Source organism: Streptomyces sp. NPDC092369 (genome assembly GCF_044755245.1).
GTDB lineage: Bacteria > Actinomycetota > Actinomycetes > Streptomycetales > Streptomycetaceae > Streptomyces.
Genome location: NZ_JBIVQP010000003.1, coordinates 650,268 through 674,674 on the forward strand (window position 1 = coordinate 650,268; position 24,407 = coordinate 674,674).

Consider the following 24,407-nt stretch of genomic DNA (forward strand, 5'->3'; position numbering starts at 1 on the left):
CACTAAGGTGGAGCGCATGACCGTGAACCCCGCACACACCTCACTCTGGCCCGCCCCGCACGCGAGCGGAGCCGTCCGCGCGACGGTCCACGTGCCCGGGTCCAAGTCGGTCACCAACCGGGCCCTGGTGCTCGCCGCGCTGGCCTCGGAGCCCGGCTGGCTGCGCCGCCCGCTGCGCTCGCGGGACACGCTGCTGATGGCGGCGGCCCTGCGCGAGATGGGTGTGGAGATCGAGGAGGGCGTCGGCCCGGACGGCACCGGCGAGACCTGGCGGGTCCTCCCGACCGGCCTGCACGGCCCGGCCACGGTGGACGTCGGGAACGCGGGCACGGTCATGCGCTTCCTGCCCCCGGTCGCCGCCCTCGCCGACGGTCCGGTCCGCTTCGACGGCGACCCGAGGTCGTACGAGCGTCCCCTGCACGGGGTCATCGACGCACTGCGCGTCCTCGGTGCGCGGATCGACGACGACGGGCGCGGCACGCTGCCGCTGACGGTGCACGGGGGCGGGGCGCTGGACGGCGGTCCGGTCGAGATCGACGCCTCCTCCTCCTCGCAGTTCGTGTCGGCGCTGCTGCTGTCGGGGCCGCGGTTCAACCAGGGCGTCGAGGTGCGGCACATCGGTTCGTCGCTGCCCTCGCTGCCGCACATCCGCATGACGGTCGACATGCTGCGCGCCGTCGGCGCCCAGGTGGACACCCCGGAGTCGGGCGGCGAGCCGAACGTGTGGCGGGTGACGCCGGGCGCGCTCCTTGGCCGGGACCTGACGGTGGAGCCGGACCTGTCGAACGCGCAGCCGTTCCTGGCGGCGGCCCTGGTGACCGGCGGCAAGATCGTGATCCCGGACTGGCCGGCCCGCACCACCCAGCCCGGCGACAAGCTGCGCGAGATCTTCACCGAGATGGGTGGTTCCTGCGAACTGACCGAGTACGGGCTCGAGTTCACCGGATCCGGCGCGGTCCACGGCATCGACGTGGACCTGAGCGAGGTCGGCGAGCTGACCCCGGGCATCGCGGCGGTCGCCGCCCTCGCGGACTCCCCCTCGACCCTGCGCGGTGTCTCCCATCTGCGCCTGCACGAGACGGACCGGCTGGCCGCGCTCACCAAGGAGATCAACGAACTCGGCGGTGACGTCACCGAGACCGCCGACGGCCTGCACATCCGCCCGCGCCGGCTGCACGGCGGGATCTTCCACACCTACGAGGACCACCGCATGGCGACGGCCGGCGCGATCATCGGCCTCGCGGTCGAGGGCGTGCAGATCGAGAACGTGGCGACGACGGCGAAGACCCTGCCGGACTTCCCCGACCTGTGGACCGGGATGCTCGGGGCGTAGGGGCACGGGAACCAGTCATGCGCCGCTACGGCAAGAACACCGACGAGGACGACATCCGTCAGCGCCCGAACCGCAAGGGCAACCGGCCGCGTACGAACATCCGACCCAAGCACGAGGAAGCGGTCGAGGGCATGGTCCTCACCGTCGACCGGGGCCGGCTGACGTGTCTGGTCGAGGACCGGGTCGTGATGGCGATCAAGGCCCGCGAACTGGGCCGGAAGGCCGCGGTGGTCGGCGACCGGGTCGCCATCATCGGCGACCTGTCCGGCGACAAGGACACCCTCGCCCGGATCGTCCGCATCGAGCCGCGCACCTCGGTGCTACGCCGCACGGCCGACGACGACGATCCCTACGAGCGCGTGGTCGTCGCCAACGCCGACCAGTTGGCCATCGTCACCGCCCTGGCCGACCCCGAACCGCGCCCCCGCCTCATCGACCGGTGCCTGGTCGCGGCCTACGACGGCGGTCTCGACCCGCTGCTCGTCCTGACCAAGTCGGACCTGGCCTCCCCGGACGAACTCCTGGAGATGTACGGCGCGTTGGGCGTCCCCTACGTCGTCACGAGCCGTGAGGAGCTGGAGAACGGCACCGCGGTGGAGCGGGTGCGCAAGCAACTGGACGGCAAGATCACGGCGTTCGTCGGCCACTCCGGTGTCGGCAAGACGACCCTCGTCAACGCGCTGGTCTCGCTGGAGCGGCGGCGCAGCACCGGCATAGTCAACGCCGTCACCGGACGCGGCCGGCACACCACGACCTCGGCGCGCGCGATCCCGCTGCCGGACGATTCGGGCTGGGTCGTCGACACCCCGGGCGTCCGTTCCTTCGGCCTGCACCACGTCGACCCGTCCCGGGTCATCAAGGCGTTCCCCGACCTGGAGCCGGGCACCGTGAACTGCCCGCGCGCGTGCAGTCACGACGAACCGGACTGCGCGCTGGACGCGTGGGTGGCCGAGGGGCACGCGGATCCGGCCCGGCTCTACTCGCTGCGCCGGCTGCTCTCCACCCGGGAGCGCAAGGAAGGCGACTGACCTCCGCGTTGTTTGGCGCTACTCGAGTGCGGCAAGTGCATAATCGCACCGAGCCGCATACGGGAGGACAAGCACATGGCGTGGCTGCTGGTGGTGGTGGCCGGGTTGCTGGAGACAGGATTCGCCGTGTGCCTCAAGCTCTCGCACGGTTTCACGCGACTGTGGCCCACGATCGCGTTCTGTGCCTTCGCACTCGGCAGTTTCGGTCTGCTCACCCTGTCCCTGAAGAAACTCGACGTCGGCCCCGCCTACGCCGTCTGGACCGGCATCGGCGCGGCCGGCACCGCGATCTACGGAATGATCTTCCTCGGCGACCTGGTCTCCACCCTGAAGCTCATCTCGATCAGCTTCGTCATCGTGGGCGTGATCGGGCTGCAGCTGTCGGGGTCGGCGCACTAGAGCCGTCCGGCGGATCAGGCGGTTGTCGGTGCTGGGCGTCCTGGCCGGATCGAGCGAAACCCGGCAGGCGCGGGGGCGTTGCCACGAGCGCGGCCGGACGGGGTCGAGTCGGCGGCCGGCGAGACGACGGCGCGGCCCGGCTTCCCACCCCGTCGAGGCGGTGGGTGAGCGCGTCCCGCCGCTCGCGACGCCGGCAACTCTGTGCCGCACCGCCCCCAGGACCCGTCAGGCCGGCTGGCGGGACAGGGCCGTGCGGATCAGGTCGGCCACTCCGCCCTCTCCCGGCGGCGCCGAGACACAGGACAGGGCGAGGCGGGTGACCAGTTCGCAGGAGCGGGTCAGGTCGGCGGTCTCCGACTTGGGCGTGCCGGGGGCGGAGAGCTGGACCACGGCCCGGTCGCGGACGATCGCCACGAAGTCGCCGGGGGACGGCAGGGGGCCGTCGGCCCGCCGCTGTGCCGGTACCGCCGACGAGGACGGCACCGCGGACAGCGTCGGCGAGGGCAGCCGCTCGCTCCAGCAGCCGGTCAGCATGGCCCGTACGAGCGCGTTCTCGCGGGCCGAGGACACCGTCCACTCGGCGGTCGCGGTGAGCCGGTCGCGGGCGTCGGAGTGGGTGGCCAGCGCCCGTTCGACACCGGCGAGATAGCCGTCGGCCTCTCGTCTGACCAGCGCCCGGGCGAGCCCCTCCTTGCTGCCGAACTCGTTGTAGAGCGTCTGCCGGGACACACCGGCCGCGGCGGCGACGTCGACCATCCGCACCGTGGACCACGGCCGACCGGCCAGCGCCGTGTACGCGGCGTCCAGTAGGGATTCCCGCGCTGCAGGCATCATCGCCTCCCTCGGGCGGAGCACTCTGCGCCCAGATTTGACGCGCGAGGGAGCACTGTCAAGGGTTCGCGAGCGCACTGGGGGGCGCCCGTCGGACACTACGTGCCGTCACACCCCGTGGACCGATCGGCCGCGGCCCGTCAATGTGCCGCCAAACCGTGAGGTGGGGACGCTGGCACCGGCGCGACGCCGACGGATAGCGTGCGTTCCATGCCGGACTACCAGGATGACCTCCGTTTCGCCCACGTCCTCGCGGACGCCGCCGACTCGGCCACCATGGGCCGTTTCAAGGCGCTCGACCTGAAGGTCGAGACGAAACCGGACATGACTCCGGTGACCGAGGCGGACAAGGCGGCGGAGGAGATCATCCGCGGTCAGCTCCAGCGCGGCCGCCCGCGCGACGCGTTCCTCGGCGAGGAGTTCGGCGTCCAGGGCACGGGCCCCCGGCGCTGGGTGGTCGACCCGATCGACGGCACCAAGAACTACGTCCGCGGGGTCCCCGTGTGGGCCACGCTGATCGCCCTCATGGAGGCGGCCGAGGGCGGCTACCGGCCCGTCGTCGGCGTCGTCTCCGCCCCCGCGCTCGGCCGCCGCTGGTGGGCCGCCAAGGGCCACGGCGCCTTCACCGGCCGCAGCCTCTCCTCGGCCTCCCGGCTGCGCGTCTCCCGCGTCTCGAAGCTGACGGACGCCTCCTTCGCGTACTCCTCGCTCTCCGGCTGGGAGGAGCAGGGCCGCCTCAACGGCTTCCTGGACCTGACCCGCGAGGTGTGGCGCACGCGCGCGTACGGCGACTTCTGGCCGTACATGCTGGTCGCCGAGGGCGCGGTGGACATCTGCGCCGAACCGGAGCTGTCCCTGTGGGACATGGCCGCCAACGCGATCATCGTGACGGAGGCCGGCGGCGAGTTCACCGGCCTCGACGGCCGCCCCGGCCCGCACAGCGGCAACGCGGCGGCGTCGAACGGTCTGCTGCACGACGAGTTGCTGGGATACCTCAACCAGCGCTACTGAGCAGCGTGGCTCCAGCGGTACGGCGCGGCGCTTGTGAACGGCGTGACCGAGGGGCGCGTCGACACACACCGTGAGCACACATGAGCGCGTACGCCCTCAATTGGCCGTGCACGCCCCCTTGTTGACCGTTGCTTTACCTGGGACTCTGATGGCACCCTCAATTTGTGAACTTGTGAATCCCTGAACTATCAGGGGTTCCCGGGAGGTGACTCGCAGCCCATGCTCGTCCGCGAAGCCATGAGCACCGTGGTGCTCACGATCGGTCCCGCCCACACCCTCCGCCAGGCAGCCGCCCTGATGTCCGCCCGCCGAGTCGGCGCCGCCGTGGTCCACGACCCCGACGCCGGCGGCATCGGCATCCTCACCGAACGAGACATCCTCAACTCCGTCGGCCTCGGCCAGGACCCGGACTCCGAACGCGCCCACGCCCACACCACCACCGACGTCGTCTTCGCCGCCCCGTCCTGGACGCTGGAGGAGGCGGCCGCGGCCATGACCCACGGCGGCTTCCGTCACCTCGTCGTCCTCGACCGCGGCGACGCCGTCGGCATCGTCTCGGTCCGCGACATCATCCGCTGCTGGGTCCCGGCCCGCCAGCACGTACCGGCCTGACCGCACGCCGTTGGTCGCACGGTGGCGCCCGCGCGGGCGCCACCGTGGACAAAGTCCAAGACCGGTCAGGCTCCAAAATCACACCTGTTCGGCTTCTGGGCCGCCCACTGTTAAGCTGGCCTGCATGAGTGACCTTCTGGAGCGGCTGCGCGGACGCGGATGGCGGATGACCGCACAGCGGCGGGTCGTGGCCGAGGTCCTGGAGGGCCAGCACGTCCACCTGACCGCCGACGAGGTGCACGCGCGCGCTGTCGCGAAGCTCCCCGAGATCTCCCGGGCGACGGTGTACAACACGCTGGGCGAACTGGTCTCCCTGGGCGAGGTCCTCGAAGTCTCCACCGACAAGCGCGCCAAGCGGTACGACCCGAACGCGCACCAGCCCCACCACCACCTGGTCTGCGCCCAGTGCGGCACCATCAAGGACGTCCACCCGAGCGGCAACCCGCTGGCCGACCTCCCCGACTCGGAGCGCTTCGGCTTCAAGGTCTCGGACGTCGAGGTGACGTACCGCGGCGTCTGCCCGAACTGCTCGGCGGCCTGATCCAAACGACAGCCCCTGGCCACACCCAAGCTCCCTCGAAGCCCCGGCATCCTCCATGGATGCCGGGTTTCTGTTGTCGCCTACAGGCTTCCTCAATCTGACGGCCCGTCATATCGTCGTGCGGCACCCTCCACTCCGTCACCCTCCACTCCGTAACGAACTCCGCAAGGAGCAACCGTGGGAGACCCGCACCCCAAACTCCACGCCACCGATCTGACCCGCGCCTTCGGCCGCGCCCCGCACACCGTCGACGCCCTCGGCCCGCTCGAACTCACCGTCGCCCCGGGCGAGTTCGTCTGCGTCGTCGGCCCCTCCGGCTGCGGCAAGTCCACCCTGCTGCGGATCGCCGCGGGCCTGCTGCGCCCGAGCACCGGCACGCTGTCGATCCGTGCCTCGTCCGTCCGCCCGGCGGCGATGATCTTCCAGGACTACGGCATCTACGACTGGAAGACGGTCCAGGCCAACGTCCGCTTCGGCCTGGACGTCCAGCGCGTCCCGCGCCGGGAGGCGAACGCCCGCGCGGCCGACTGGCTGGCCCGCATGGGCCTCGCGGAGTTCGCCGACGCCTATCCGGCGACGCTCTCCGGCGGCATGCGCCAGCGCGTGGCGATCGCCCGGGCGCTCGCGGTCGAGCCCGAACTGCTCCTCATGGACGAGCCGTTCGCCGCCCTGGACGCCCAACTCCGCATGATCCTCCAGGACGAGCTGCTGGAGATCACCCAAGCCCTGCGCACCACCACGCTGTTCATCACCCACAGCCTGGAGGAGGCGATCGTCCTCGGCGACCGCGTCCTGGTGATGTCCGCCCGCCCGGGCCGGATCATCGCCGAACACCGCCCGCCGTTCCCCCGCCCACGCACCGGCGACATCCGCTCCGCGCCCGAGTTCACGGCGCTGAAGAGCCAACTGTGGGAACTGCTGCGGAAGGAGGCGGTGCCGGCATGACGACGATCGCCCCCGGCAGGCAGCCGGAAGCTGTCCTGGTCCGCCGCCCCGGCCCCGAGGAACTCCACCCCGTACGCACCCACCGCCGCAGGCGGGCACTTGAGCTGTCGCTGGCGGTGGCCGTACCCCTCGTCCTGGTCCTGTGGTGGCAACTGGCCGCGGATCAGCGCTGGATCGACGCCCGCGTCTACCCCGCGCCCTCCACGATCCTGGCCGACGGCTGGGACCGGGCCGCGGCCGGTGACCTGTGGCCGGACGTGTGGGCGACCCTGAAGCGCGTCCTGGGCGGCTACGCGATCGGCACCGCGGCGGGCTACGCCCTGGGCCTCCTCATGGGCTCACTGCCCCTGATCAGAGCGGCGCTTGAGCCCCTCCTGGACGCCCTGTACGTCGTCCCGAAGCTGGCGTTGCTGCCGGTCTTCCTGAACATGTTCGGCCTCGGCGAGGGACCGCAGGTGGCCCTGGTGGCGGCGACGGTGTTCTTCTTCGTCTGGATCTCCACGATGTCCGCGGTGATCGCGATCCCGTCCGGCCACCTCGACGCGGGCCGGGTCTTCGGCGCCTCGCCCTGGCAGATGTTCCGGCACGTCCTGCTGCCGGCCTCGCTGCCTGCGGTCCTGGTCGGCGCGCGGATCGCGGCGGGCGTGGCGGTCCTGGTCATCGTCGCCTCGGAGCAGATCGCCGCGAGCGACGGCCTGGGCCACCTGATCTTCGACTCGCGCGCGCTGTTCCAGAACGACGTGATGTTCGTCGGCATCGTCTGCGTGGCCGTCCTGGGGGTCCTCTTCTCCGAACTGGTGCGGATCGCGGGCAGGTTGCTGACGCCATGGGCACCTCGGGACCGGGGAAGGGGACAGTCATGAGAAGGCGTGCGTACGGTCGCCGGCACGGTCGCGGGCGTGCCTACGGTGTGATGGCGGCCGTGGCCGCGCTGCTCGCGTCGGCGGCCTGCTCGTCGGCGCCTTACTCGGACGACTCCGGAGCACCGGCGAGCGCGGGCGGGCGCACGGTCCGGCCCGTCGACGGCTGCGGCAAGACGTCCTGGACGGACCCGGCCGACCTCGCGACCGACCGTCTGCCGGCCCGCTGCATGCCGCTGGCGCCCGGCCCGCAACCCCTCGCCGAGAAACGGAAGGTGACGATCGCGACGGGCACGCTGAGCGCGGAGTACGTGGCGCCGCTGGAAGTCGCCCTCGACAAGGGCGAGTTCGAGAAGGAGGGCCTGGACGTCACGCTGAAGGTCCTGCCGACGCCGGACGCGCTGCCGCTGCTGGCCAAGGGGGACATCGACGCGATGTGGGCGGCGCCGGAGGCGGCCGTGATGAACGGCATCAAGGGCGGCTTCGACATCAAGTGGGTCGCGGGGAACTTCTCGCCCGCCGCGAAGTCGAAGAGCGGTCTGTGGGCGCGGCTGAAGGACGGCGAGACGGCGGACCGGGTCCGGCTCGCGGGCCGCAGCCTCGGCACGATGATCGGCAAGGGCTCCGTGATCGCGTACCCCATGGAGAAGACCCTGGAAGGACACGGCGGCGGCCTCGACAAGATCCAGTACCGCCAGCTGGGCTCCGCCGACGTCCTCACCGCCCTGCAGAACGGCGGCGTCGACTCGGCCTGGCTGCTCGACCCGATCTGGCGCAAGGTCGACGGGAAGCCCGGATACGCCTTCCTGGGCGGCCAGCCGCTCGGCGAGCCCCTCGGGGGCATGCTGTACGGCCGCAGCCTGCTGCACGACGACGTGGACGCCGGGGTGGCCCTGCTGCGGGCGTACATCCGCACGGTGAACACGTACTTCGCGAGCGACTACAAGCAGGACGCGGGCTTCGTCGCCTATCTCGCGAAGCTCCTGAAGACCGACGAGGCGGTCCTGAGCTCCACCCCGTCGCTCCGCATGGACTGGGAGATCCGCGAGGGCACCACGACCCGCCTCCAGTCCGCCTACCGGGCCCAGGGCGTGGCGACGGGGGATCCGCTGCCCGAGTCGAGAACCGTGGACCGGATGCTGTACGAGGAGGCGGTGGGCCACGTGCCGTGAGGAGCCGTGAACGCACCGAAGGCCGGAACTCTGATGAGTTCCGGCCTTCGGCCTTCAGTAGCGGGGACAGGATTTGAACCTGCGACCTCTGGGTTATGAGCCCAGCGAGCTACCGAGCTGCTCCACCCCGCGTCGGTAAACGCAACATTACGTCAGCCACGCGAGCAGAAGCAAATCGATTAACAGGCAGCCTCCGGTAAGCCTCCGACCAGGGCTTTCGCGGTCAGAGCCTTCGCGGCTCAGGCCGACAGCTCCTGGCCCAGCGCGTCCCGCAGCCGGGCCGCCCGCTTGCTCACCTCGGCCGGCCCCAGCGTCACCGCGCGGGCGGCCCAGCGCTGCCCCTCGGCCAGCTCGCCGCGGCGCGCGTAGACGAGGGCGAGGCGCAGTGCCGCGCGGCCGTGCCCGGCATCCGCGGCGCGGGTCCACCACACCGCCGCCTCCGGCTCGCTGCCCTCCCGGGCGAGCAGCAGCCCGAGGTTGAAGGCGCCGTTGCGGGAGCCCGCCTCGGCCGCCGCGCGGTACCAGCGGGCCGCCTCGACGACGTCGCCGCGAGCGGCGGCCATCATCCCGACGCGCACCTGGGCACGCCGGTGCCCCTGGGAGGCCGCGCGCTCGTACCACTCCTCGCACTCGGTCTTCTCGTGCACCGTCTCGCCCAGCTCGTGCGCCGGCTCCGGCGGACGCCGCGCGTCGAGCACGGTGGCCAGCCGGTACGCCGCCTCGGGGCTGCCGCCGCCGGCCGCGCACCGCAGATGCCGCTCGGCCGCGCGCTCGTCGCCGTCGCGCAGCCGGGCGATGCCGACCTGCAGCGCCGCCTCGGTGTGACCGGCCGCCGCGGCACGCTCGTACCAGCGCAGCGCGACCTCGTCCTCGTCCCGGCCCGCGAACAGAATCCCCAGGTTGAAGGCCGCGTCCACGCTGCCGGCCTCCGCCGCTTTGGAGAACCAGGGCTCGGCGCCGGCCGTGTCGCCGCCCTGCAGGAGCAGGATGGCCAGCGCGTTCGCCGCCTCGCGGTGTCCGGCGTAGGCGGCGCGCCGGTACCACTGCTCGGCCTGCGCGGTACGGCTCTGCTCGGCGCAGAGCAGCCCGAGGTTGTACGCGCCGTTGTCGTCGCCCGCGTCCATCGCCGCGCGGTACCAGCGCTCGGCGGTCTGGGTCTCGCCGCGCTCGGCGTGCAGGGCGCCCAGCGCGTTGGCCGCGTTGCCGTCGCCGTCCTGGGCGGCGCGCAGCCACCACACGGCGGCGCTCTCGGTGTCGCCCGCGTCGCGCAGCAGGAAGCCCAGGGCGCAGGCGGCCCGCGCCTCGCCGTCCTTGGCGGACGTCAGGTACCAGCGCCCGGCCTCCTTGAGCTCGCCGCGCCGCTCCAGGATCGCGCCGAGTTGGAGCGCGGCCCGCCGGTGGCCGCGCGCGGCGGACTGCCGGTAGAACCGCTCGGCCTCCGCGAGCAGCGCGGCGCCGTCGTCGGCCCCGGTCCCGGTCTCGCTCTCGTGCGCGGCCCTGCGGTCGATCGCACGCGCCAGCCGGTACGCCGCCTCCCGGTGCCCCCGCTCGGCGGCGGCCCGCATCCAGTCCTCGGCGCCCGCGTCGCCGCGGTGCTCCAGCAGATCGGCGAGCGCGTAGGCGCCCAGGGGGTGGCCCTGCTCGGCGGACTGGCGCAGCCAGTACTCGGCGGCGGGCTCGTCCCCGCGCTCGCGGTGGTGGCGTCCGAGGGCATGCGCGGCGGCGGCCGATCCCGCGACGGCGGCAATGCGCCACCAGCCGGCGGCCTCGTCGGCGTATCCGCGCTGGTGGAGGAGGACTCCCAGGTTGTTGGCGGCGGCACGGTCGCCCGCCGCGGTGGCGGCACGCAGATGGGGCTCGGCACCGTCGAGGTCGCCACGGCGCAGCAGCATGGCCCCGAGGACACTCTTCGCCTCGGCGTCACCGGCCTCGGCCGCGAGCCGCTGACGAAGCTCCTCGGCAGCCTCCTCGGCGGCCTCCACGGCATCGTCCTGCCCGGAGGGCTGCACAAATCGCCCTGTCTCGAACAGAGTTGCCTTGTCCCCCATAACGTCCATCGTCGCACCACCTGCAACCTGGGTACACCTGGTATACCGCAGCCAGTGAGGTCACTTCAGCGTTTTGTCGACATGCCCACAGAGAGACAAGTCAAACACAGTTCCCCCAACTCCCCGCAGCGGCACGGCCAACTCGGGCTCGGTACATGCGTTCGCACACGTCGAAGGCCCGGATCCGTAAAGGATCCGGGCCTTCGAACTGCAGTAGCGGGGACAGGATTTGAACCTGCGACCTCTGGGTTATGAGCCCAGCGAGCTACCGAGCTGCTCCACCCCGCGCCGTTGTGTGGCAACCGTACCACGGTGCGAGGTGGGCACTTGACCGGTCATCGGCCGGTCAAGTGCCCCGCGGACTTCCGTCAGGTGCTGCCGGGACTGCTGCTCGGTCTGCTCGTGGCGCTGGGACTGGTGCTGGGCTTGGGGCTGCCGCTGGGACTCGGGCTGCTCTTGGCGCCACCGCTGCCGCCGGCCTTGTCGGCCTTGGACTGCGCGTCCTCGGCCCGCTGCAGCGCGTCCTCCAGATCCTTCTGCGCGGTGCCGTACGCCTCCCAGTCGCCCTTCTTCAGGGCCGCCTGGCCGGCGTCGAAGGCCTTCTGGGCGTCGTTCAACGCCTCTTGGACCGTGGGGTTGTTGGACGTCGGTGGCGGATTGGTGGTGGTGTCGTCCGGTGGTGGGGTGACCGGACCCTCCGCTCCGAAGACCTTGTTGAGGGCCTCGTCGAGGGTGTCCTCGAAGGCGGTGTTGCCCCCGTAGGTCACCAACACCTTTCTCAGCAGCGGGTACTTGAGTCCGCCACCGCGTACGTAGACGGGCTCCACGTACAGCAGTCCGCCGTCCAACGGGACCGTCAGCAGGTTGCCGTACTCGACCTCGGAGTCGCCGCCCTTGAGCAGCTTGATCGACTCGGCGATGTCCTGTTCGGAGTTGAACTGGCTCTGCACCTGTTTAGGCCCGTTGACGGTCGTGCTGGTCGGCAGTTTCAGCACTCTGATCTTGCCGTAGTCGGTGCTGCCCGCCTCGGCGTCGACCGTCATGAACGCACTCAGGTTGTCCCGGCCGTTGGGCGTGAAGGTCGTCGTCAGCGAGAACGCCTGGGACGCCTGGTCGGGCATCTTCATACTGAGGTAGTACGGCGGCACCGCGTTGCCCGACTTGTTGGTCGGGTCGTCGGGCACCTGCCACACCTCGCTGCCGGACAGGAACGTCTGCGCGTCCTTGACGTGGTAGCGGGTGAGCAGCTCGCGCTGGACCTTGAACAGGTCCTGCGGATACCGCAGATGGGCCATCAGCTCGGGCGAGATGGACGACTTCGACTTGACCGTGTTCGGGAACGCCTTCATCCAGGTCTTCAGGACCGGGTCCTCGGTGTCCCACTGGTAGAGCTTGACCTCGCCGGTGTACGCGTCGACGGTCGCCTTCACCGAGTTGCGGATGTAGTTGACCTGGTTCTGCTGGGCCACCACCGCGCGCGAGTTGTTCGTCGCGGTCAGCGAGTCCGCCGTCGTGTCACCGAGGGTCGTACGGGAGGCGTACGGGTATCCGTTCGTCGTGGTGTACGCGTCGACGATCCACTGGATACGTCCGTCCACCACCGCCGGATAGGCGTCGCCGTCGATGGTCAGCCACGGGGCGACCGCCTCGACGCGCTCCTTGGGCGTGCGGTTGTACAGGATCCGCGAACCCTCGCCGATCGCACCGGAGTAGAGCATCTGCGGCTCGCTGAACGCCACCGCGTACGCGGCCCGGTTGATCGGGTTGGAGAGGTTGACCCCGCTCTTGCCGGTGTAGCTGGTGGTCTTCTCACCACTGTCGTCGGAGTAGTCGATCTCCTTCTGGGGACCGCCGACGATCGAGTACGTGGTGGTCTTCTCGCCGTAGTAGATCTGCTGCTCGTACGAGCCCAGGTCGCCCTTGGAGGGCAGGTCGGACTCGGTGAAGACCGGGCGGCCCTCGGAGTCGGCCGTGGTGCCCTTGGCGGCGACCACGCCGTAGCCGTGGGTGTAGCGGAAGTGGTCGTTGATCCAGTTGTTCTTCGGAATGCCGTTGAGGTTCAGCTCACGCAGACCGATGACCGTGTCCTGGTCCTTGCCGTCCTTGCTGTAGCGGTCGACATCCAGGTTGGTCGGGAACGCGTAGTAGTTCCTGATCTGCTGGAGCTGCTGGAAGGTCGGCGAGACGATGTTCGGGTCCAGGATGCGGATGCTCGCCGTGGAGTCGACGTCGTCGCGCAGCTTGGTCTTGTCCTTGGTGTTGCTGGTGCCCGAGTACTCGGTGACCTTGGCGTCGTCGATGCCGTAGGCCTCGCGCGTCGCCTTGAGGTTCTTCTCGACGTACGGCGCTTCCTTGGCCTGCTCGTTCGGCTGGACCTGGAACTTCTGGACGATCGCCGGGTAGAGGCCGCCGATGAGGATCGCCGAGAGCACCATCAGACCGAAGCCGATCACCGGGAGCTGCCAGGTGCGCCGCCACAGGGTGGCGAAGAACAGCAGCGCGCAGATGACGGCGATGCAGAACAGGATCGTCTTGGCCGGCAGATAGGCGTTCGCGTCGACGTACCGCAGGCCGGTCCAGTTGTCCGTCGCCTTGAAGTCGCTGGACTTCACCGCGAGGCCGTACCGGTCGAGCCAGTACGCGACCGCCTTGAGGGCGACGAAGATGCCGAGCAGCACCGACAGGTGCCCGGTCGCAGCGGCGGTGGCACGCGCGCCCGGGGAGGTGACCCGCAGCCCGCCGTACAGGTAGTGGGTGAGGGCGGCGGCGATCACGGAGAGGATCGCGGCGGCGAAGCCGAAGCCGAGCAGGAACCTGTACCAGGGCAGGTCGAACGCGTAGAAGGACACGTCGAGGTGGAACTGCGGGTCCTTCTGGTGGAAGGACACGCCGTTGACCCACATCAGCCAGGTGCGCCACTGGCTGGACGCCGACGCGCCGGCGATCAGACCGACCAGGGAGGTGATGCCGAGCAGCAGCCACCTCTTGTAGGGCGCGATGCCCATCCGATAGCGGTCCAGGCTCTGCTGCTCCATCGACATGGCGCTCAGCGGCGGCCGCAGCCGGTGCGCGAGCCAGATGTTGAAGCCGACCGCGAGGGCCATCAGCAGGCCGAAGACGAAGAACAGGCCGATCTTGGTCCACAGCGTGGTGGTGAAGACGGACGAGTACTGCACGGACCGATACCAGAGCCAGTCCGTCCAGAAGCCCGCGAACATGGTGAACGCCATGCCGAGGACGGCCAGCACCCCCAGGGTCATGAGCAGGGTCCGGACGCGCCGCGAAGGACGGCCCACTCTCATCCGCGGCCCCGTCGGGCCTCCGCCGCGGTCGGGCATCTGGAAAGCCAAGGTGCGCACCTCGAAGTTCGCTGTCGATCCGTCAGGCCCGCGTGTTCGTGGACCTTCCGTGGCCCCCCGTGATCGCGGGCCCACACCTATGCAACTTACTCACCGTTTACTCGGTTCCCGATTCAGGTGACGAACGAGAGAGGATTGTGACCATGTCGAACACTCCCATGGCGGCGAGCCCGCTCACCCGGGCCGTACTCGAGATCGACGAGTACGTCTCCGGCCTCGGCTGGGACCAGCCCGCCCGCCTCTTCGCACTCGTGGACACCGCACGGCTGCGGGTCCAGGAACCCGCCCTCGCGGCCCAGCTCGGCCTGACGGACGAACAGGAAGTCACCGGTCTCACCCCGATCGAGCAGGAGGAGATCCCGGCCGGCAAACCGCTGGACGAGTTCCTCGGCACGATCGCCTGGCCCGACGCGGTGGTCGGCTGCGCGCTCACGGTGGAGCGGCTGATGCTGCCGCCGTCGGCCGAGGCGTCCGTCCCCGAGGGGCTCAACGAGAAGAAGCTCGCCCAGTGGGTGGCCGAGCACCCCAGCCGCCAGGAGGTCCGGATGACGGTCGCGGTGCTGCGTGACGGCGCCCGCGACTCGGCCCTGCGGCTGCGCGAGAAGGACACCCCGACGGAGGTCCTCACGGGCGGCGACCTGGTACCGGGCCTCGCGGAGGCACTGTCGGCCACGTTCGAGGAGTAGCGGCTCCTACGAGGGGTGCCGGGGAGTCCGTTCGGCTAGGAGGTCGTGCACTTCGGCAGGGCGGAGGTCTTGCCGGAGCGGATGTCCTTCAGCGCGCCGAGGGCGTCGTCGATGGTCTTCACCTTGACCAGGGTGAGGCCGTCGGGGGTGTCCTTGGCGGCGGCCTTGCAGTTGTCGGCCGGCGTCAGGAAGTACTGGGCGCCCTTGCTGCGCGCGCCCACCGTCTTCATCTCGATGCCGCCGATCGGGCCGACCTTACCCTCGTCGTCGATGGTCCCGGTGCCGGCCACGAACTTGCCACCGGTGAGGTTGCCCGGGGTGAGCTTGTCGTAGATGCCCAGCGAGAACATCAGGCCGGCGCTCGGTCCGCCGACGTCGGCGAGCTTGATGTCGATGGTGAACGGGAACGTGTGGTCGGTCCCGGCGGAGATCCCGACGATCGCGCGCTTCTCGCCCTCGTCGTGCGAGGCGGCGGTGGTGAGCGTGATCTTCTGCGTCTTGGTCGCCGTCTTGTGCTCCTTCTCGGCGGCGGCCTGCTCCTTGGCCGGCACGACCGTGAAGACGACGTCCTGGCCCGGCTGATGCTTGGTCACGAGGTCGGCGACGTCGGTCGGCTCCTTGACGGCGGTGCCGTCGACGGCCTTGATGACGTCACCGGCGTGCAGTTTGCCCTCGGCCGGGGAGTCCTTGACGACCGTGGAGACGATCACCCAGGACTTCACCGGGACCTTCAGCGCGCGCAGGGCGGCGACCTTGGCGCTCTCCTGGGACTGGCTGAACTCCTCGGCGTTCTCCTGGGTCGACTGCTCCTCCGTCTTGCCGTCGGGGTAGAGCGTGTCGTGCGGGACGACCTTGTTGTCGTGCGCGAGCCAGCCGTACACGGCCTCGACGAGGTTCATCCGGTAGTCGGCGCTGGTGACCCGGACCGTCGTCATGTTCAGGTGGCCGGTCGCCGCATAGGTCTTGTGGCCGGAGATCTGCAGCACCGGCTCGCCGTCGTGGTCCCCGAGCGTGTTCACGGTCGGCCCCGGTGACATCTCCGAGTACGGCACGGGGATGAAGACTCCCGCGCACAGGAGCGCGATCAGCATCAGGGTGGAGGCGAGCATCGTCGCGGTGCGGCGTGGCATGGCACGACAGTACGGGACGTCACTGTCAGCGCACCGTCAGCCCCACCCCCGCTCGCGGTGCCGGCGCGTCAGGTGCGCGAGTCGGACTTCTCCATGGCCTCGCGGAACCGGGCGTAGCCGTCCAGCTCGGGGCCGTCGCTGCGGATTTTGCGGGTGCGGTTGGCCCAGCTTCCCCACAGGCCGGCGCCGACCGCGGCGATGAACGGAATCAACAACCAGACAAGCGCTCCCATGTCGACCTCCCAACCCTGGTGAGTGTGCGCGCGACTGACTGATCAGCAGATTAACCAGCCGCACTGACAACGCTCATGCCCGGGGTCCGGTTACGCAACCGGAGGGAGCGCCAAGAAGGCCGCGCAGTGACTCGCGCGGGCGCGCCCGGTCAGCAGGCGCCGACCCACTCCTCGGTGCCGTCGGAGAACTTCTGGTGCTTCCAGATCGGCACTTCGTGCTTGAGGTCGTCGATCAGCTTCCGTGACGCGGCGAAGGCCTCGCCCCGGTGGGGGCAGGACACGGCGACGACGACGGCGATGTCACCGACCTCCAGGTCCCCGACGCGGTGGACGGCGGCCAGCGCCCGCACCGGGTACTCGGCGACGACCTTCTCGGCGATCCGCCGCATCTCGGCCTCGGCGCTGGGGTGGCACGAGTACCCGAGCCGCTCGACGTCCGCACCGCCGTCGTGGTTGCGCACGGTGCCGACGAACAGCGTGCTCCCGCCGGCCGCCGAATCCCCGACGGCCCTGAAGACCTCGTCCACGGACAGGGCCGTGTCGCGGATCGCGATCAGCCTGATGGGGTCGTCCGCGGCCTGCTCACCGGGGTGGTCGCTCGTGGATGCCATGACTCCATCGTGCCTCACACGCGCGACAGCGTGGAATAGCACTTTCACCAGGCACACGCGCGTGCCGCCTTGGAGCCTCCTACAGAGCGTGCGCCGCGGGGAGCACGCCGGTCAGATCCGCCGCCGCGCCTTCCGCGCGCGGCGCACCACGGCCGCCGCGCCGAGCAGGGCCACCGTCGCGCCCGCCGCGCCGGCCGCGGTCGCGTCCTTGCGGCCCAGCCGCCGGCCGACGACCGTGTGCCGCCCGGTGACCTCCTCAAGGAGTTCCGCGAGCACTTCCTCGTTGGTCCACTGCGGGCGCCACCCCGCGTCGTGCAGCCGGCTCCCGCTCACCACCCACGGGTACATCGTGTACGCCAGGTCGCCGGCCGGGGACGGCGTCAGCCCGATGCGGTGCAGCCGGGCCGCCGCGCCGAGCGCGACCGCCGACGGCAGCTCCATGCGCCGGATCCCGCTGAGCTCCTCGACCTCCTCCTGCTCCAGCCAGCCCTCGCAGCCCACGGCGAGTTCCCCGTCGACCTTCTCCAGGACGGCGTACTCCAGGGCGCTGCACAGGTCCTCGACGTGGCAGAACTGCCAGGCAGGCCGCGAGCCGGCCACCACGAGCAGCCGGGGCGACTCGAAGTACCTGGTCAGCGCGGTGTCGGTGCCACCTACGAGGACGGCGGGCCGCACGACGGTGACATTGAGGCCGGGGTGCGCCCGGGGCGCGCGCCGCGCGAGCCGCTCGACCTCCAGGAGGTCGCCGACGCCGGTGGCCTCGGCCGTCGCACGCAGCTCGGCGTCCTCCGACAGCGGCAGCTCGTTGTCCGGCAGCGCCCCGTAGACCATCGCGGACGTGCACAGCACGACCCGGTGCACGCCGGCCGCGGCCGCCGCCGTCAGCACGGTCTGCGTCCCACGGACGTTGTACGCCGTCCGGGCGGCGGCGTCGGTCTCCAGGTCCAGGTCGAGCGCGAGGTGCACGACGACGTCCGCGCCGCGCAGCTTGTCGGCGATGGCCGGATCCCGTACGTCCAGGATGTGCCACTGGGCCGCCGCGCACTCGCCCCGCCGCTCGTCGATGGCGATGACCTGCTTGATCTCCCGCGAGGCGGCCAGCCGCTCGGTGAGCAGCGCTCCGATGCCGGACGCGGCGCCGGTGACCGCGACGACGGGCCCGCGGGTGGCGGGCGGGGTTGACTCGTTTCGCGCTGCGCGAACCTGCGGATCTGGGGAACTCACCGGGCGTCTCCAGCGGTTGTCTTCAGTACGAGCGCGAGTGACGCGTACGTACCAGGTGGCATCCATCCTGCCGCAGGCCGCGAGTCGGCGAAGCACCGAGGCCCGATCGGTCCGCGGTGTCTACGCTGGGTGGTGTTATCGGGCAGTCGTGCCGCCGGAGGCAACCGGTGGCCTTACCAGCCGAGGAATCCCGTGAGTGACACCCCATTCGGATTCGGCCTTCCGCCGGAGGAGCCGGACGACGGCGACGAGGGCAAGAAGAAGGACCAGCAGAGCGGTGGTGGTCAGGGCCCGGCCAACCCGTTCGGATTTGGCGGACTGCCCGGCGCCGGCGGCTTTGGCGGCCCCGGCGCGGACAATCCGCTCGCAGCCATGTTCGGTTCGCTGAACCCCAACGACCTGGGCGCGGCCTTCCAGCAACTGGGCCAGATGCTCTCGTACGAGGGCGGCCCGGTGAACTGGGACATGGCCAAACAGATCGCCCGCCAGACCGTCGCCCAGGGCACCGAGGACGGCACCAAGGACGCGAGCGTCGGCCCCGCCGAGCGCACCGCGGTCGAGGAGGCCGTGCGCCTGGCCGACCTGTGGCTGGACGACGCGACCTCCCTGCCGTCGGGCTCCGGCTCCGCCGTGGCGTGGTCCCGCGCGGAGTGGGTCGAGGCGACCCTGCCCGCGTGGCAGGAGCTCGTGGACCCGGTCGCGGAGCGCGTAGGCGCGGCGATGGGCGATGTCCTGCCGGAGGAGATGCAGGCCATGGCGGGCCCGCTGATCGGCATGATGCGCTCGATGGGCGGCGCCATGTTCGGCACGCAGATCGGGCAGGCCGTCGGCGTGCTCGCGGGTGAGGTCGTCGGCTCCTCGGACGTCGGGCTGCCGCTCGGCCCGGCGGGCAAAGCCGCGCTGCTGCCGGTGAACATCGAGGCGTTCGGCAAGGACCTCGGTGTGCCCAAGGAGGAGGTGCGGCTGTATCTCGCCCTGCGCGAGGCCGCCCACCAGCGCCTCTTCGCGCACGTGCCGTGGCTGCGCTCGCACCTGTTCGGCGCGGTCGAGGGCTACGCGCGCGGGATCAAGGTCGACACGGCCAAGCTGGAGGACGTGGTCGGCCAGTTCGACCCGCAGAACCCGGAGCAGCTGCAGGACGCTCTGCAGCAGGGCATGTTCCAGCCGGAGGACTCGCCCGAGCAGAAGGCGGCCCTGGCGAGGCTGGAGACGGCTCTGGCGCTCGTCGAGGGCTGGGTGGACGCGGTGGTCCACGCGGCCGCGAAGCCGCGGCTGTCGTCCGCGGACGCGCTGCGCGAGACCCTGCGCCGCCGCCGTGCGACGGGCGGCCCGGCGGAGCAGACCTTCGCCACGCTGATCGGCCTGGAGCTGCGTCCGCGCCGGCTGCGTGACGCCTCCCGCCTGTGGGCGTCCCTCACGGACGCGCGCGGGGTCGACGGCCGGGACGCCCTGTGGGCCCACCCGGACATGCTGCCGACCGCCTCCGACCTGGACGACCCGGACGGCTTCGTGCACCGCGAGCAGCTGGACTTCTCCGAGCTCGACAAGATGCTCGGCGAGGCGGCGGACGGTTCCGCCGAGAAGCCGAACCTGAAGAAGGACGCCACCGAGGACGGCACCGACGACGTCAAGGGCGACGGCAGCGAGTGAGCCTGTACGACGACGCGGTCCTCGTACTGAAGGGGTACGAGGGCCAAGAAGAGCTGCGCCAGGCCTATCTGGATCATCTCCAGGCGCACCCGGACGGCCTGTGGAAGGCCTGCCACGCGGGCCACATCACGGCGAGCGCCCTGGTGATCGATCCCTCGCGCGAACGCGTGCTGCTGACCCTGCACAAGAAGCTGGGGATGTGGCTCCAGATGGGTGGCCACTGCGAGCCGGAGGACGCCTCGCTGGAGGCGGCGGCCCTGCGCGAGGCCACGGAGGAGTCCGGCATCCCGGGGCTGACCCTGCTGCCGGGCGGGCCGGCCCGCCTGGACCGCCACGCGATCCCGGCGCCCTGCCACTGGCACTTCGACGTGCAGTACACGGTCCTGGCGCCCCCGGGCGCGGTGCAGGCGATCAGCGACGAGTCCCTCGACCTGCGATGGTTCGGTTACGACGAGGTCGCCGCCGTGGCCGACGAGTCGGTCCTGCGGCTGCTGGAGGCGACCCGCGCGCGGCTGGGCGCCTGAAGCCGGCTCCCGGGATCGGCGTCCGCGATCGGAGCCTGGGACATGTGTAAGGGGCGCCCGCGATTGCCGGCGCCCCTTACGTCGTACTCCTGCTACGTCGTAGTCCTGGCTCAGCTCCAGGCGTTGCCCTGGTTCTGCGCCCGCACCCCCTGCTGTCCCATGCCGTACTGCCCCGCGAGGCCGCCGCCGATCTGGGCGTGCTGCGGTGGCAGCAGCTCGCTGGGCTGGACGAGTGCGAACCCGCTGCCCATGAAGCTGAGCTCCCAGCCCTCACCGGTGTTGCCGCGCCGGCGCCACACCCCGGAGGAGTGCGTCTGGGCCTGCATCTGCACGCGCAGGCCGGTCGACCAGGCGACGATCGCGTCGGCGTCGCAGTTGACGTACTTGTCGGGCGTCACCTGCATCAGCAGCGGCGCGCCCGACGTCATCAGGGCGACCCGGCCGCGGCCGGTGATGTTGAGCTGGTACTTGCCCGAGCCGGAGATGCCGTACTGGCTGTCGACGGCGATGACCTCGTGGTGCAGCGAGGAGTCCATCGCCAGCACATAGCTGCTGTCGACGGTGAGTCCGTCCTGCTCGACGTCCATCACATGGACGTGCTGGGCGAGGTTGGCGAGGTAGACCGTGCCCTGCCCGTGGCAGCGCATCAGGCTGAGGCCCTCGCCGGTGGCGGCACGCGCGTACGCCTGCTGGGTGCTTTGGTACTCGGCGTCGAACTCGACGAGCCCCTGGTAGGCGACCATCGTGCCCTTGCGGGCGAGGATGTCGTCGTGGCCCTCCAGGGTGACGCGCAGCATCTGCTTGTTCTGCAGGCTCCAGCGTTCCTGGGTCTGCTGGTCGTTGTAGGCGAAAAGCGAGCTCTGCATGACGGTTCTGGCTCCCCCTCAGCCCCGGACCCGGAGGCGGTCGGTGCTGTCCTCGCTGGGCTGGACGACGACGATGCCCTGGCCGGAGAAGGCCATCTGGTAGGCCTCCCCGCTGCCGCGGCCGATGAGTGACTGCGCCTTGAAGCTGCGCTTGCCCTTCACCTTGAGGTTCGGGGACCACGCGACGAGCGCGTCGGGGTCGACGTACGTCTCGTCCTCACCGCCGCCGCAGTCGACGACGATCGGCTTGCCCCGGGAGGTCAGCGCGACCCAGCCGGATCCGGTGATCTTGGTGTTCCACAGGCCCTGTCCGGCGAACTTCGCCAGGCCCTTGACCCGCTCGACACCCCAGGTGAGGTGGCTGTCGAAGGCGAGCAGGTTGGTGGCGTTGACGGAGATGCCGTCGCCGTTGAGGTTGATGACGACGACGTCGGCGCCGTAGTCGGCGAGGTAGAGCAGTCCGTCGCCGGAGCACTTCATCAGCGGAGCGCCCTCGCCGGTCATCCAGTCGCGGGCGATCTGGCGGACGGCGGGCGGGTTGGGCTCGTACTGGATGAAGCCTTCATAGGCGACCATCGAGCCCACGCGCGCGAAGAGGTCGCTTCCGGACTGCATGGCGACCTTCAGCATGTGGTTGCCGTGGTTCTCCATGCGGGCGGTGACGGGTGCGGGCGCGAAGCCCGCGAGCGGCTGGTTCATGACGGGCTCCCTCAGACCTCGTAGGGCTGGACGACGACGAAGTTGCCGGGGGCGGCCCGGAACTGCAGGTTGACGCTCTCGCCGGTGTCGCCCGGGTAGGCGTTGCGGCGCATGCGGACCTGGCTGGAGACGATCACCTGGGCCGCGGCCGACCAGGCGACGACCGCGTTGCAGTCGGCGAAGGTGGTCGGCGTGACCGGCAGCACCACGGGCGTGCCGTGCGTCTTGACGACGATCGTGCCGGTGCCCTGGAACTGCATCGTGAACAGCGCGCCCCCGGGGATGCCGTGTCCCTCGATCCTTCGGACCTCGTACTGAAGGCTCTCGTCGAAGGCGAGGACGTTCTCCGCGGAGACGCAGATCGCGTCGCCCTGGAGTTCGACGGGGTGCAGATGGGTGGCCTCCTCGGCAAGGAAGACCTGGCCCTGGCCGGTGCAGCGCATCAGCTGCATCTCCTGGCCGGTCGCGTTGCCCACGAGCCGGCCGGCGAACCCGGCGCCCTTGTAACTGAAGTCGACCTTGCCCTGGTAGAGCACCATGCTGCCCTGCCGGGCGAGCACGGGCTGGCCGCCGATGCCGAGGTCGACGCGGACGAGCTTCTTGTTCTGCTGCGTCCAGCGCTGGCCGGTGGGCGTCTCCTTGAACTGCTGGAGCGCCGCGGTCACACCGGCACCGCCCTGCGGAGCTCCCTGGGGGACGCCGTACGCCTGCTGCTGCGCCGGGACCTGCCCGAAGGCGGGGGGCTGCTGGCCGTAGCCCGGCGGCGGGGTCGGCTGCCCGTAGCCGGGCGGCGGGCCCGGGGCGTGGGGCGCCTGCGGTGCCTGGGGCTGTCCGTAGCCGGGCGGCGGCGGGGCGCTCTGGCCGGGCGGCTGACCGTACTGCTGCTGCTGGGGCGGCTGGCCGTAGGGCGCGGGCGCCGGGGCGGGCGGCGGCACCGGGGCACCGCCGGGCGGGGTCATCGGCGCGATGACGGTCGGCGCGCCGTGCACGTTCGGTGCAGGCGCCGGAGCCGGGGGCGGCGGCGGTGTGAAGCCCTGCGGGGCGGGCTGCGGGGCCGCGAAGGGAGCGGGCGCCGGGGCTGCCGGGGCTGCCGGGGCTGCCGGGGCGCCGAACGCCGGCGGGGCGAACCCGGGGGCGGCGCCGGTCTGCGGCTGCTGCGGAGCGGGCGCCGCGGGTGCCTCCTCCTCGGCGACCTCGCCGCCGAAGTTCTTCAGCAGCGCGTCCAGACCGCCGTCGAAGCCCTGTCCGACGGCCGCGAACCGCCACACGTCCTTCAGGTAGAAGTCGCCCAGCATCACGGCACGCTCCGTGGAGAACTCCGTGCCGTTGAAGGAGTACCGGGCCACCTCCTCGCCGCCCGCGACGATCCGGAGGTATCCGGGGGCGACCTGCGACATCTGCCCGGCGCCGTCGATCGTCGCCGTGAACGACAGCTTGTGGATCTTCGCCGGGATCCGGTCGAGCGTGACCCGGAAGGACTCCGTGTCGCCCGCCTGGGCGCCCAGCAGCTGGATGGACTCCTCGGGAGTCTTCGGCTGGTTGAAGAAGACGAAGTACTGGTCGTCCGAGAGCCGTTCGTCGGCGTCCAGACCGAAGCAGCTGATGTCGAACGTCAGCCCGGGGCCGCCGATCTGCACACCTACGTACAGATCGGTGCCCGCAGTGAGGTCACTGATCTTGGCCTTGTGGCCGCGTTGGAATTCCCTGGCCATGCGTAACGACCGTCCCCCATCCCGAATGCGAGTGCGTCGCGTCAGGCTAACGGCAAACGCCGACACCGGAGGAAGTCGGTACAGACCCGGTACACAAGACCCATCTGCGCCAAGGAGGAGACGTCAGTCGCCGCGGGCTCCTGGCGGGTGCGGCAGCCGATCGGCGGCGACCACCCCTTCGAGGTAGCCCCGGGCCCGCTCGGTGCGCGGGTAGGCCTCAAGGAGCCGCCAGAAACGCGGCCCGTGTCCGGGCACCAGCAAATGCGCCAGCTCGTGCAGGAGCACGTAGTCGACGACGTACTCGGGCATGCCCTGCAGCCGGTGCGACAGCCGGATGCTGCCCTCGGCCGGGGTGCACGAGCCCCAGCGAGTGTTCTGGTTGGTGACCCAGCGCACCGAGGTGGGCCGGGCCCGCCCCTCGAAGTACTGGGCCGACAGCCGCGCGGCGCGCTCCGCGAGCTCGTCGTCGCCGAGCACCCGTTTGCTTTCCTGTGCGGCGAGCTTGTCGAGCATGACGGTGACCCAGCGTTGCTCCTCCGCCTCGGACATCCGGGCAGGGATCAGTACGACGGTGCGATCGCCCTCGCGATACGCGGAGACCGTCCTACGGCGACGGGCGCTCCTGCGGACCTCGATCGCGCTCGCCCCCGAGCCGCTCGGCGGCTGGCTCGTCGTACTGCGCTGTGGCATTGCGGCGCGGTGCAGTGGGTCGGCGGGCACGCCCCGACGTTACCCGTTGCACACGGGGGAAGTCCCGACTCCGGGACGGTTCCCTGTCGATCCCCCACCAAGCGTTTGATTCGTACGACGAATATCCACCGCCTGTGGACAACTTTGGGCACCCTCTCGCCCGGTCCGGGCATGCTGATCTCTCGCCGGCGGAGCAAGGACGGGCTTCACCGGCTCACGGGGACGTACGACGGGGGCCTGCCA

At 70.8% G+C, this 24,407-nt stretch carries 23 protein-coding genes and 2 tRNA genes; 12 read left to right on the top strand and 13 right to left on the bottom strand.

Going from position 1 to position 24,407, the window contains the following annotated elements; genetic code table 11:
• Window positions 1-16 precede the first annotated feature (16 nt).
• From aroA to ACIQI8_RS19850, 3 genes are all read left to right on the top strand, one after another.
• Window positions 17-1,333 (top strand): 3-phosphoshikimate 1-carboxyvinyltransferase, encoded by a 1,317-nt coding sequence (aroA, locus tag ACIQI8_RS19840; protein WP_402351966.1) that lies wholly within the window; start codon window positions 17-19, stop codon window positions 1,331-1,333.
• Window positions 1,334-1,350: 17 nt separating this feature from the next.
• Complete coding sequence (rsgA, locus tag ACIQI8_RS19845; protein WP_402351969.1) at window positions 1,351-2,361, top strand: ribosome small subunit-dependent GTPase A; 1,011 nt, start codon at window positions 1,351-1,353, stop codon at window positions 2,359-2,361.
• A gap of 75 nt (window positions 2,362-2,436) precedes the next feature.
• Window positions 2,437-2,760: a multidrug efflux SMR transporter gene (locus tag ACIQI8_RS19850; RefSeq protein ID WP_123997856.1), complete on the top strand. Its 324-nt coding sequence runs from the start codon at window positions 2,437-2,439 to the stop codon at window positions 2,758-2,760.
• 225 nt (window positions 2,761-2,985) lie between these two features.
• Here the strand turns inward: ACIQI8_RS19850 and ACIQI8_RS19855 are convergent, their stop codons facing one another.
• On the bottom strand, window positions 2,986-3,594 hold the full coding sequence (locus ACIQI8_RS19855) for a TetR/AcrR family transcriptional regulator (protein WP_402351973.1): 609 nt from the start codon (window positions 3,592-3,594) through the stop codon (window positions 2,986-2,988).
• A 207-nt stretch (window positions 3,595-3,801) separates the two neighbouring features.
• Between ACIQI8_RS19855 and hisN the strand changes: the two genes are divergently transcribed.
• From hisN to ACIQI8_RS19885, 6 genes are all read left to right on the top strand, one after another.
• Window positions 3,802-4,602, top strand: a complete 801-nt coding sequence (hisN, locus tag ACIQI8_RS19860) for a histidinol-phosphatase (protein ID WP_123997858.1) — start codon at window positions 3,802-3,804, stop codon at window positions 4,600-4,602.
• A 219-nt stretch (window positions 4,603-4,821) separates the two neighbouring features.
• Window positions 4,822-5,214: a cyclic nucleotide-binding/CBS domain-containing protein gene (locus ACIQI8_RS19865; protein WP_402351977.1), complete on the top strand. Its 393-nt coding sequence runs from the start codon at window positions 4,822-4,824 to the stop codon at window positions 5,212-5,214.
• Between the two features lie 124 nt (window positions 5,215-5,338).
• On the top strand, window positions 5,339-5,755 hold the full coding sequence (locus ACIQI8_RS19870; protein WP_402351980.1) for a Fur family transcriptional regulator: 417 nt from the start codon (window positions 5,339-5,341) through the stop codon (window positions 5,753-5,755).
• Window positions 5,756-5,932: 177 nt separating this feature from the next.
• Entirely contained in the window at window positions 5,933-6,700 is a 768-nt protein-coding gene (locus ACIQI8_RS19875) for an ABC transporter ATP-binding protein (RefSeq protein WP_402351983.1), read from the top strand.
• On the top strand, window positions 6,697-7,563 hold the full coding sequence (locus ACIQI8_RS19880; RefSeq protein WP_402351986.1) for an ABC transporter permease: 867 nt from the start codon (window positions 6,697-6,699) through the stop codon (window positions 7,561-7,563). The genes ACIQI8_RS19875 and ACIQI8_RS19880 overlap by 4 nt, the downstream gene beginning before the upstream one ends.
• A 50-nt stretch (window positions 7,564-7,613) precedes the next feature.
• Entirely contained in the window at window positions 7,614-8,732 is a 1,119-nt protein-coding gene (locus ACIQI8_RS19885; RefSeq protein ID WP_402354014.1) for an ABC transporter substrate-binding protein, read from the top strand.
• Between the two features lie 58 nt (window positions 8,733-8,790).
• On the opposite strand, the gene ACIQI8_RS19890 is transcribed toward ACIQI8_RS19885, so the two are convergent.
• From ACIQI8_RS19890 to ACIQI8_RS19905, 4 genes are all read right to left on the bottom strand, one after another.
• Window positions 8,791-8,864: transfer RNA gene (locus ACIQI8_RS19890), tRNA-Met, on the bottom strand.
• Between the two features lie 107 nt (window positions 8,865-8,971).
• Window positions 8,972-10,789: a tetratricopeptide repeat protein gene (locus ACIQI8_RS19895; protein ID WP_402351989.1), complete on the bottom strand. Its 1,818-nt coding sequence runs from the start codon at window positions 10,787-10,789 to the stop codon at window positions 8,972-8,974.
• 205 nt (window positions 10,790-10,994) lie between these two features.
• Window positions 10,995-11,068 (bottom strand) — tRNA-Met (locus ACIQI8_RS19900).
• A gap of 80 nt (window positions 11,069-11,148) precedes the next feature.
• The gene (locus tag ACIQI8_RS19905) at window positions 11,149-14,118 is read right to left on the bottom strand and encodes a UPF0182 family protein (RefSeq protein WP_402354017.1); all 2,970 of its coding nucleotides are present in this window, start codon (window positions 14,116-14,118) and stop codon (window positions 11,149-11,151) included.
• A 164-nt stretch (window positions 14,119-14,282) separates the two neighbouring features.
• Here ACIQI8_RS19905 and ACIQI8_RS19910 point away from each other — a divergent pair, with 164 nt between their 5' ends.
• A complete protein-coding gene (locus ACIQI8_RS19910; protein ID WP_402351992.1) occupies window positions 14,283-14,825 on the top strand; it encodes a PPA1309 family protein in 543 nt (180 codons plus the stop codon).
• A gap of 35 nt (window positions 14,826-14,860) precedes the next feature.
• On the opposite strand, the gene ACIQI8_RS19915 is transcribed toward ACIQI8_RS19910, so the two are convergent.
• From ACIQI8_RS19915 to ACIQI8_RS19930, 4 genes are all read right to left on the bottom strand, one after another.
• Window positions 14,861-15,955 carry a PDZ domain-containing protein gene (locus ACIQI8_RS19915; RefSeq protein ID WP_402351995.1) on the bottom strand — a complete coding sequence of 365 codons (1,095 nt, stop codon included), beginning with the start codon at window positions 15,953-15,955 and terminating at the stop codon, window positions 14,861-14,863.
• 68 nt (window positions 15,956-16,023) lie between these two features.
• Window positions 16,024-16,188: a hypothetical protein gene (locus tag ACIQI8_RS19920; protein WP_402351998.1), complete on the bottom strand. Its 165-nt coding sequence runs from the start codon at window positions 16,186-16,188 to the stop codon at window positions 16,024-16,026.
• A 149-nt stretch (window positions 16,189-16,337) separates the two neighbouring features.
• On the bottom strand, window positions 16,338-16,799 hold the full coding sequence (locus ACIQI8_RS19925) for a molybdenum cofactor biosynthesis protein MoaE (protein ID WP_402352001.1): 462 nt from the start codon (window positions 16,797-16,799) through the stop codon (window positions 16,338-16,340).
• A gap of 111 nt (window positions 16,800-16,910) precedes the next feature.
• Entirely contained in the window at window positions 16,911-18,023 is a 1,113-nt protein-coding gene (locus ACIQI8_RS19930; protein ID WP_402352004.1) for an SDR family oxidoreductase, read from the bottom strand.
• Window positions 18,024-18,215: 192 nt separating this feature from the next.
• On the opposite strand from ACIQI8_RS19930, the gene ACIQI8_RS19935 reads away from it, so the two are divergent.
• A complete protein-coding gene (locus ACIQI8_RS19935; RefSeq protein ID WP_402352007.1) occupies window positions 18,216-19,673 on the top strand; it encodes a zinc-dependent metalloprotease in 1,458 nt (485 codons plus the stop codon).
• Window positions 19,670-20,197, top strand: coding sequence for an NUDIX hydrolase (locus ACIQI8_RS19940; protein WP_402352010.1), 528 nt, complete (start codon window positions 19,670-19,672; stop codon window positions 20,195-20,197). Before ACIQI8_RS19935 ends, ACIQI8_RS19940 begins: the two co-directional genes overlap by 4 nt.
• Before the next feature lie 110 nt (window positions 20,198-20,307).
• On the opposite strand, the gene ACIQI8_RS19945 is transcribed toward ACIQI8_RS19940, so the two are convergent.
• The 4 genes from ACIQI8_RS19945 to ACIQI8_RS19960 form a co-directional block, all read right to left on the bottom strand.
• The gene (locus ACIQI8_RS19945; RefSeq protein ID WP_402352013.1) at window positions 20,308-21,063 is read right to left on the bottom strand and encodes an AIM24 family protein; all 756 of its coding nucleotides are present in this window, start codon (window positions 21,061-21,063) and stop codon (window positions 20,308-20,310) included.
• 18 nt (window positions 21,064-21,081) lie between these two features.
• Window positions 21,082-21,762: an AIM24 family protein gene (locus tag ACIQI8_RS19950; RefSeq protein ID WP_401713065.1), complete on the bottom strand. Its 681-nt coding sequence runs from the start codon at window positions 21,760-21,762 to the stop codon at window positions 21,082-21,084.
• Window positions 21,763-21,773: 11 nt separating this feature from the next.
• Window positions 21,774-23,474, bottom strand: coding sequence for a TerD family protein (locus tag ACIQI8_RS19955; protein ID WP_402352016.1), 1,701 nt, complete (start codon window positions 23,472-23,474; stop codon window positions 21,774-21,776).
• 123 nt (window positions 23,475-23,597) lie between these two features.
• Entirely contained in the window at window positions 23,598-24,194 is a 597-nt protein-coding gene (locus ACIQI8_RS19960) for a M48 family metallopeptidase (protein ID WP_402352019.1), read from the bottom strand.
• Window positions 24,195-24,407: the final 213 nt, after the last annotated feature.